The organism is Candidatus Bipolaricaulota bacterium (assembly GCA_021159055.1).
Lineage (GTDB): Bacteria > Bipolaricaulota > Bipolaricaulia > UBA7950 > UBA9294 > S016-54.
Genome location: JAGGSO010000126.1, coordinates 1 through 8,124, shown reverse-complemented (window position 1 = coordinate 8,124; position 8,124 = coordinate 1). Strand labels below are relative to the sequence as shown.

Here is an 8,124-nt window from a genome sequence, read left to right as displayed (position 1 = left end):
GCTTCCCGATCGGGCTGCAGGTTGTCCCATCGGAGAGGACGAAGAGATAGAGCCCGGGGGCGAGCGGGATGCCGCTCGCGTCGGTCAGATCCCAGTCGTAGTTCGACCCGCCGGGCGGGATCGGGATCGCTGCCACCGATCTCCCTGCGACATCGTAGATGTACAGGGTAGCACCGGAGGAATCATCCGGGACGGTGCAGATGAAGCGAGCAGAGGTCCGAACCGGGTTTTCCGCGAGTTTTACCTTGAGGCTTGCCGTGGGGCCGGGCGGAGGCGGAGAGAGGGAGGAGACCGCGGTATCAGCCCGGAGCTTCCCCCACCCCCACTCCGGGTTCGGAACCGCGCCGGTGAACCTGTCCGGCTGTGCAGTTCCGGTCAGGAGGTCCCGCACCTCGGTTGCGGTGAGATCGGGATCGATGGAGAACATCAGGGCGATCGTTCCTGTCACGTGTGGGGCGGCCATGCTCGTCCCGAGGAGGAGGGTATGGACCCCGTCCGGGCAGGTGAGGTAATCGGCGGCCGGTGCGGACGATGACATCGCGGCAGCGATCCACGCCCCGGGTGCGGTGATCTCCGGCTTCACCCTCCCGTCCCGGGTCGGTCCGCGACTGGAGAAGTACGATAAATCACCGATCGGGTACTGGTCGGAGAAGTCCTCCTCTCCGGCGCGGGAGGCCCAGCGATTCTTGGTGGTGAACGCTCCCACGGTGATCACGCGGCGGGCGTTCCCCGGTTCGTCGACCGTCTCGGACGCGTCCCCCCCGAGGATCGTCCCATTGTCCGAGGTGATCCACCCGTCGAACCTCCCTCCACCCCCGGAGTCGGTAACCGTGACCGACCAGGGGAGCTGGGATGTCAGGCCGGACAGGTTGATGAGGGCCTCGTTATCGCCGTTCTCCGGGTTTTCTCCTCCCGAGGCGTTGTCCACGTACACGTTTCCGGACGGGGTGCTCGCCGAATCGCTCCCCCCGGTCGGGACGGAGATCGGGGCCCCGCCCGGCGGGACGACCGTGATCGTGAACGATGATCCGCTCGGGTACCAGAGAGAGAAGTCGAGCGACCCCTCGCGCGGGACGAGGGAAAAGGTGTACGCGTCCCCGTTCAGGGACCGGCCGACATGAATTGCCTTGTCCCCTTCGTTCCCTGCCGATACGACGATCGCCCGCCCCGGCCGGTCGAGGAGTTCGTCCAGCCCCTGCTCGAACAGGCTCGTCCCATCGTGCGGCCCGTCCTGCCCTCCCAGGCTCAGGTTGACCACCGCCGGGAGCCCGAGCTCGTCGGCCTTGTCGAAGATGTAGCGTACCCCGGCGAGGATGTCCGAGGTGTAGAACGTGGTCTTCACCGCGATGATCCACGCTTGCGGTGCCACCCCGATGAACCCGGCGGTGGAGGCCGAGCCGTCCCCGGCGGCGATCCCCATCACGTGCGTCCCATGGCCGTCGGTGTCCTGCTCCCGCACATCACCCTCGTTCGGCCCGAGTCCGTCCCGCAGGTCGCTTTCGATCTCGGCCTTGGTGTAGGTGGCGTTGAACAGCCCGGTCTGGTCGAGGATGTAGAGGATGCGGGACGACTCCTCAATCCCGTCGCCATCAGAATCGTACCGAAAATCGTAGTGGGAATAGTCGATCCCGGTGTCGACCCCACCGATGATCACCCCCTTCCCGGTGACCGGCGGGGAGCCTGCGTGCAGGACGTCCGCCCCGATCGCAGGGACGCTCCGGTCGAGGGTCGGTTTCGCCTTCCACGCCGGTTCCACGTAGACGACGTCGGACGCCGCAGCCAGAGTGAGCAACCCCTCGACGGGAACGCGCAGCCCGACGATCGTCCCCGTGGATACGATGACAGGAAACCCGAGGAGACTTGTTCCGAAGAACGGATGGGAGAGCTTCACCAACACGCGGATCGGCTCATCAGTGGGGAACGGCAGCGTGAATCCCGGCGGTGTGCCGCCGAATCCGGGCAGGGCCGCAGGGGCGATCTTCGGATCCGCTGTCAGAAGCAGCCGCAAGTACGGGGAGAGCTTCCCCGCTCCCAATGCGCTCACGAATATCAGGCAGATAAGCCCGATCACGAGCAAAAATGCAAAAAACCTTTGCATGTAATCTCTCCTGGATTCAGCTCCCAAACGCAACTGTCAATGCTGTCTTTGTGGAAAAGAATACTTCTTGTGGGGTTCGAAGTCCAATTTACAGCTGTAGAAGATGGGGATGAGGGGCTCCGCCACTCAAAATCGGAGTTGCTGCACGCCCATCCCCGAGGGAGAAACTCAGGGTCATGGATGCCCTAGTAGAAAGAATCCGCAGCTCCACCGTAAACGGCCGGCTCCCCTGCCCAGCAGCCTTCCGCATCGCTGCCGAGCTTGGGATCACCCCACTCGAAGTGGGCGAGAAGGCGACACAGCTTGGGATCAAGATCTCCCGCTGCCAACTCGGTTTGTTCGGCTACGACGATCTGGGAAGCAAAAGCGTCGTAACGCCGATGAAGGATGTCCCGGAGAGACTGAAGGCAGAGATCACGGCGCATCTAGTGGACGGCAGGCTCCCGTGTGAAGCGGCGTGGGAGATCGCCAAAAAACTTCAGATCGGGAAGGTCCAGGTCTCCGGCGCGGCGGAGGCGCTCGGGATCAAGATAAGCTCCTGTCAGCTCGGCTGCTTCAGCTGACCGGGGTGAGGGGCTGCTCTCCGGCGAGGACCGCAAGGACGTTATCGGCCGCGATCCTCGCCAGCGCCCGCCGCGTCGCCTCGCTCGCGCTCCCGATGTGCGGGGTGAGGACGACCCGTTCATGGAGTTTTATGAGACCGGGATGGACTTCGGGCTCGTTCTCGTACACGTCGATCCCCGCCCCGGCGATCTCTCCCGTCTCCAGCGCCCACACCAGCGCCTCTTCGTCGACCACCGGTCCGCGCGCCACGTTCACCAGGATCGCTGATTTCTTCATCCGCCGGAACGCATCGCGGTCGAACAGATGCCTTGTCTCCTCGGTGAGTGGGGTGTGGACGCAGACGAAGTCGCTCTCCCCGAGCAGCTCGGCGAACGGGACCCAACGGGCGTCGAGCTCCTGCTCCGCCGGCTCGTTGCGATGGCGGTTGTGGTAGATCACCGGCATCCCGAACCCGAAATGCCCCCGCCGGGCGACCGCGGTCCCGATCCGTCCCATCCCCACGATCCCGAGCGTCTTTCCGTACACGTCGAGCCCGAGGTGGGGCTGCATCAGCTCCCAGCCGCGGAACTCCCCGGCCCGGGTGTAGGAATCGGCCTCGACGATCCGCCGCGCGGCGGCGAGCAGAAGCCCGAAGGTGAGATCGGCCGTCGTCTCAGTGAGGGCGCCGGGGGTGTTGGTGACGACGATCCCCCGCTTCCGCGCCGCGGCAACGTCGATGTTGTCGTACCCGACCCCGAGGTTGGCGATGATCCGCAACCGCTTCCCGCGATCGATCACTGCCTTATCGATCCGATTGGAGAGGAGACAGATGAGGGCATCGGCGTTCCCAACGTTTTGCAGCAGCTCTTCCCGCCCGATCGGACCGGGTGCATCGCGCATCACGACCGTATGGCCCGCGGCCCGCAGCCGCTCGATCTCCTCCGCAAACACACGACAGGTGACGTAGATATCAGCCATCATCCCCTCCGTTCGGGATCGCCGCGCGGGCGAGCTGGTCGCAGCGCTCGTTCTCCTCGTTCCCGGCGTGTCCCTCCACCCAGTGAAACCTGACCCGGTGTTTAGCAACGAGCTGATCCAAAACCCGCCACAGGTCCTCGTTCTTCACCGGGAGGAGCCGCTTGCCGCTGCGCCGCTTCCAGCCGTTGCGCTTCCAGTTGGGGAGCCACTCGGTGATCCCGTTTTTGAGATAGATCGAGTCGGTGTACAGATCGACCTCGCACGGTTCCCGCAGCGCGCGCAGTGCCTCGATCGCCGCGGTGAGCTCCATCCGGTTGTTCGTCGTCTGTCGCGCGCCACCGGCCAGCTCCCGCCGCTCTGTCCCGTGAATCAGCACCGCCCCCCACCCGCCCGGGCCGGGGTTCCCGCTGCATGCTCCGTCGGTGTAGATCGTCACCTTCTTCATGGGATATGTATAGCCGATCGGCCGCGAATTGTCGACCGGTTCATGAGAAAGACACAATCCCTTCATCACCCGTTCATCCGGGCCGTGTACTCTTCCACTTGGAATCACCAAATCAAAAGGGGGTAACACAATGAAAAAGGTGATCGCTTCAACGAGTTTGGCAGTGCTGATCGGGCTCCTCGTCGCGCTCCCTCTCTCCGCCCAGATGGCCGGGGGAGTGCGTCAGGATAAACCGCTGGGACAACCGGCGGAGGAGATCCAGTTGCTCATCCTGATCGATCGGATGAACCTGACGACCGATCAAATGCAGGCCCTGCACGATGCGCTCAAGGGCGTGACCGACGAGGCGAGCGGGTTGAAGGACCTGTACTCCTCGTTCCGCCAGGACCTTATAGGCTTCCACGGGGATGAGGCCCAGCTTGACGCCCTGATCGAAGGGTACCGGAGCAAGCTGCATGATGCGATGGAGAAGATCCGCGAGCAGATGAAAACAGCGTTCGACTCGCTCAAGGATAGCCTGACGATCGAACAGGGCGAGCTCCTCCGCGCCGCACTCATGCCCAGGGCGCAGGGAATGATGGGCCCCAGGATGATGTCGGGGATGATGAATAACGGGCGGATGGGGAGTTCCCCATGGGGCGAAGAGCGTGGATTCGGGCGGCAACAGCCGATGGGACGATTCGGGAACAACCCATGGGCCGATAAGGGTGAAGGGTTCCGTCCGATGCGGCCCGGGTTCGCCGGGGCGGATCAGCATCCGCTCCTCGATCGGGGGAAGGAACTCCTGACCCGGGCGAACGCGATCGTCAAGATCCTGGAACTGAAGCTGCAAGCAGTAGGAAGCTGATCCCTCGTCAACCGGCCCATTCCAGTAATCTGGGATGGGCCGGTTTCTATTCCTCCACCCGGACTGCGATATCGTCGTAGTAGGCGTCGCACGCCTCGATCTTGCTCTCGTCCCCGAGCAGGATGATCCAATCTCCGCCGGCGGAGAGCGACGCCATCCCCTTCTCTTCCTCCCAGTACAGGGTGTCGTTTATGTAGAACTGATACCCAGTCGGGGAGAACACGAACTTGTAGGTGTACCACAGGTAGACCCCGGGGGTGAACGGAAGGAAGTGCCGGACTTCATCACCGCTCGCGGTCGGTGTGCACAGGATCGCCCCTCCCTCCTCGCTCGAGTAGCGGAAATAGGGGAGGGATCCTGCGAGTGTCTCCAGGCGTTTGCGCGCGGGGAAGATGAAGAACCCGTGCTCGTCCTGGTTCTGTGCTGCCTTCACCGCGATGGAAAATACGATCCGCTGCCCGGTCCGGAGCGGTGGAAGGTTGATCGCGTGATAGCGCCGCTGCCAGCGATCGATTCCGCTTTTTATGTGGAGGACGAACCCATGCCCGGAGACGGACTCGATCCTTCCCTCGCTTTCGCTCGCCCATGCCGGATCGAGCGGCCAGCGGGAGAGGGCCTCTTTCCCGTCCGAAAAATCATCGGTGTAGAACTCGGTCCCAGAACGAGCGTAGACTACGACTTCCTGTGTTACGGAGGCGTGTTTTCCGGCCGAGTCGGTGACCGTGAGGGTGACGGAGTAAACACCCGGAGCGGAAAAGGTATGATCGACCTCCTTTCCGTACCCGGTCCCGCCGTCGGAGAAGCTCCAGCCGTAGGAGATGAGCGCCTGATTCGAGTACGAGGTCGACCCGTCGAACCGAACCTGATCCCCTGCATAGATCACCGGAGGGGAAACCTCGAACCGGGCGACCGGGCCTGAGGTGAGGGAAGCGCAACCGCCGAGGAAGAAGAGCAATCCGAGGAGGAGGATGCTGCGTACCCTCATCCGATGACCTCGAGGCGGTCGCGCGGGAACTGGGTGAGCGACTCGCACCCGTCCGGAGTTACGACGAGCAAATCCTCGATCCGCACCCCACCGAACCCGGGCAGGTACACCCCGGGTTCGACTGTGACCACCATCCCCGCCGCCAGCTTGGCGTTGCTGAGTGGGGAGAGGCGTGGAAATTCGTGCACCTCGAGCCCGACCCCATGGCCAAGGCCGTGGCCGAAGTGCTCCTTGTGTCCGGCGGCGGCGATCACGTCCCGTGCCGCGGCATCGACCTCCACTCCGGTCGCTCCCGGCCGCAGCGCCGCCACTCCGGCGCGGTTGGCGCGCAGGACGAGATCGTAGATCTCCTTCGCCTTGCTGGACGGCTCGCCGACCGCGAACACGCGCGTCATGTCGGAGCAGTAGTGATCGACCCGCGCCCCGATGTCGCACAGGAGCAGGTCCCCTTCGTTCACCTTCCGATCCCCGGGCTGATAGTGGGGGAGGGAAGAGTTCTCTCCGGCGGCGATGATCAGATCGAACGCCACCTTCTCCGCCCCCCGGGTACGCATGAGCCACTCCAGCCGGAGGGCGATCTCGCGCTCGGTCATCCCGGGTTCGATCTCCTTGAGCACGGCGGCGAGCGACTCCTCGGTTACCCGGGTCGCATTCCGGATGCGGGCGATCTCATCAGGATCCTTGATCCGGCGCAGTTCGCCGACCGGATCCTCGGCAGGCACTACCTCCACTCCGGGAATCTCGCTCAGCTTGGCGACGAGATAGTGGCTCATCCGTCGGGACGAGAGGACAAGCCGCTTTATCCCGAGCTTCGAGATCGCTGCACCGATCTCCTGGTCGTAATTCTTCCGCACTTGATGGACCGGAAGCTCCGGAACCTCCCGTCCGGCCTGCTCGGTGTAGCGGGAATCGGTGATGAGGAGCGTCTCGTCCTTGGTCACCACCAGACCGCCCTCGCCGGTGAACCCGGAGAGGTAGTACATGCTCACCCAATCGGAACCCTCCAGGTTGATCGTGATGAAACCGTCACCGTCGATGCGGGAGAGTAGATTCTCCCGCCGGTTCGTGTAATCGGTCATGTTCTCTCCTTTCGGCTGCGCTGTCACCATGATACGCTGGTGTGCCTGCTTGTCAATCGGGAAATCCCCCGCTAAAATCCTCGCCATGGCGACGATCGATGAGCTGAAGGAGAAAATCACTTCCATTTCCGAAGCGATGCAGAAAAGCGCATCCACCATTTCCTCCGCCGCGGAGCTCGAGGCGTTCCGCATTGAGTACTTGGGGCGCAAAGGTAAGATCGCGGCGCTGTTCAAGCTGTTGGGGAGCCTTCCGCCGGAGGAGCGCGCCGCGGCGGGGAAACTCCTCAACGAGCTCAAGGCGCGAGGGAACGAGCTGTTCGCCGCCCGGGAAAAGGAGCTCAAGGAGGCTTCCATATCCGAGCAGTTATCCAAGGAGCGGGTCGACCTTACCCTCCCTGGAATCTACCATCCGCTCGGGCATCTACACCTCCTCACCCAGGTCCAGCGGGAGATCGAGGACATCTTCCTGCACATGGGGTTCGACATCGCCAGTGGCCCTGAGATCGAGACCGAGTACCACGCGTTCGAGGCGCTGAACATCCCGGCGAACCATCCGGCGCGCGACGAGTGGGACACGTTCTACATAGATGACACCCACCTCCTTCGGCCTCACACCTCGCCGGTGCAGATCAGGGTGATGAAGGCGACCGAACCACCGGTGCGCGTCATCTGCCCCGGTCGCTGCTACCGTCGTGATACCCAGGATGCGACCCACTCTCCGGTCTTCCACCAGGTGGAACTGCTGTGGGTGGAGGAGGGATTGTCGCTCGCCAACCTGAAATACGTGATTGAGCACTTTGTGCACGAGTTCTTCGGAGAGGGGTACGAGATGCGCATGTCAGGCGACTTCTTCCCGTTCACCGAGCCGTCGGTGCAGGTACACATGCGCGCTCCCGGGGCGACCGAGTGGCTTGAGATCATGGGGGCGGGGATGGTCGATCCGGCTGTACTGACCGAAGTCGGGTACGACCCGGAGAAGGTGACCGGGTTCGCCTTCGGCCTCGGGGTCGAGCGGATGGCGATGCTCCGCCACAAGATCGACGACATCCGCGTCTTCCTCCAGAACGACCTGCGATTCATCACCCAGTTCTAACTCATAACGCTCGTGCCAGCTCATACCCGCTCCTGATCGCGTCCTGTGCTTTTCCG

Annotated in this window: 8 protein-coding genes; 3 read left to right on the top strand and 5 right to left on the bottom strand. The window is 63.4% G+C overall.

The features are described 5' to 3' along the window. Window positions 1-2,098: S8 family serine peptidase (locus J7J55_06550; protein MCD6142360.1), on the bottom strand; the 2,098-nt coding region annotated here is incomplete at its 3' end. A 176-nt stretch (window positions 2,099-2,274) separates the two neighbouring features. Between J7J55_06550 and J7J55_06545 the strand changes: the two genes are divergently transcribed. Then, window positions 2,275-2,661 carry a hypothetical protein gene (locus J7J55_06545; GenBank protein MCD6142359.1) on the top strand — a complete coding sequence of 129 codons (387 nt, stop codon included), beginning with the start codon at window positions 2,275-2,277 and terminating at the stop codon, window positions 2,659-2,661. On the opposite strand, the gene J7J55_06540 is transcribed toward J7J55_06545, so the two are convergent. After that, a complete protein-coding gene (locus J7J55_06540; GenBank protein MCD6142358.1) occupies window positions 2,654-3,622 on the bottom strand; it encodes a D-glycerate dehydrogenase in 969 nt (322 codons plus the stop codon). The two genes, J7J55_06545 and J7J55_06540, sit on opposite strands and share 8 nt — an antisense overlap. Continuing rightward, window positions 3,612-4,064 (bottom strand): ribonuclease HI, encoded by a 453-nt coding sequence (gene rnhA / locus J7J55_06535; protein MCD6142357.1) that lies wholly within the window; start codon window positions 4,062-4,064, stop codon window positions 3,612-3,614. Before rnhA ends, J7J55_06540 begins: the two co-directional genes overlap by 11 nt. 130 nt (window positions 4,065-4,194) lie before the next feature. Here rnhA and J7J55_06530 point away from each other — a divergent pair, with 130 nt between their 5' ends. Further along, the gene (locus tag J7J55_06530; protein MCD6142356.1) at window positions 4,195-4,911 is read left to right on the top strand and encodes a hypothetical protein; all 717 of its coding nucleotides are present in this window, start codon (window positions 4,195-4,197) and stop codon (window positions 4,909-4,911) included. A gap of 46 nt (window positions 4,912-4,957) precedes the next feature. Here the strand turns inward: J7J55_06530 and J7J55_06525 are convergent, their stop codons facing one another. Next, window positions 4,958-5,896, bottom strand: a complete 939-nt coding sequence (locus tag J7J55_06525) for a PKD domain-containing protein (GenBank protein MCD6142355.1) — start codon at window positions 5,894-5,896, stop codon at window positions 4,958-4,960. Continuing rightward, window positions 5,893-6,975 (bottom strand): aminopeptidase P family protein, encoded by a 1,083-nt coding sequence (locus J7J55_06520; protein MCD6142354.1) that lies wholly within the window; start codon window positions 6,973-6,975, stop codon window positions 5,893-5,895. Before J7J55_06520 ends, J7J55_06525 begins: the two co-directional genes overlap by 4 nt. Window positions 6,976-7,060: 85 nt before the next feature. Here J7J55_06520 and pheS point away from each other — a divergent pair, with 85 nt between their 5' ends. Further along, window positions 7,061-8,068: a phenylalanine--tRNA ligase subunit alpha gene (pheS, locus tag J7J55_06515; protein MCD6142353.1), complete on the top strand. Its 1,008-nt coding sequence runs from the start codon at window positions 7,061-7,063 to the stop codon at window positions 8,066-8,068. Window positions 8,069-8,124 lie beyond the last annotated feature (56 nt).

Coding starts and splice junctions, on each gene's coding strand:
- J7J55_06545 (MCD6142359.1), top strand. CDS start 2,275: ATGGATGCCCTAGTAGAAAGAATCCGCAGCTCCACCGTAAACGGCCGG.
- J7J55_06540 (MCD6142358.1), bottom strand. CDS start 3,622: ATGATGGCTGATATCTACGTCACCTGTCGTGTGTTTGCGGAGGAGATC.
- rnhA (MCD6142357.1), bottom strand. CDS start 4,064: ATGAAGAAGGTGACGATCTACACCGACGGAGCATGCAGCGGGAACCCC.
- J7J55_06530 (MCD6142356.1), top strand. CDS start 4,195: ATGAAAAAGGTGATCGCTTCAACGAGTTTGGCAGTGCTGATCGGGCTC.
- J7J55_06525 (MCD6142355.1), bottom strand. CDS start 5,896: ATGAGGGTACGCAGCATCCTCCTCCTCGGATTGCTCTTCTTCCTCGGC.
- J7J55_06520 (MCD6142354.1), bottom strand. CDS start 6,975: ATGACCGATTACACGAACCGGCGGGAGAATCTACTCTCCCGCATCGAC.
- pheS (MCD6142353.1), top strand. CDS start 7,061: ATGGCGACGATCGATGAGCTGAAGGAGAAAATCACTTCCATTTCCGAA.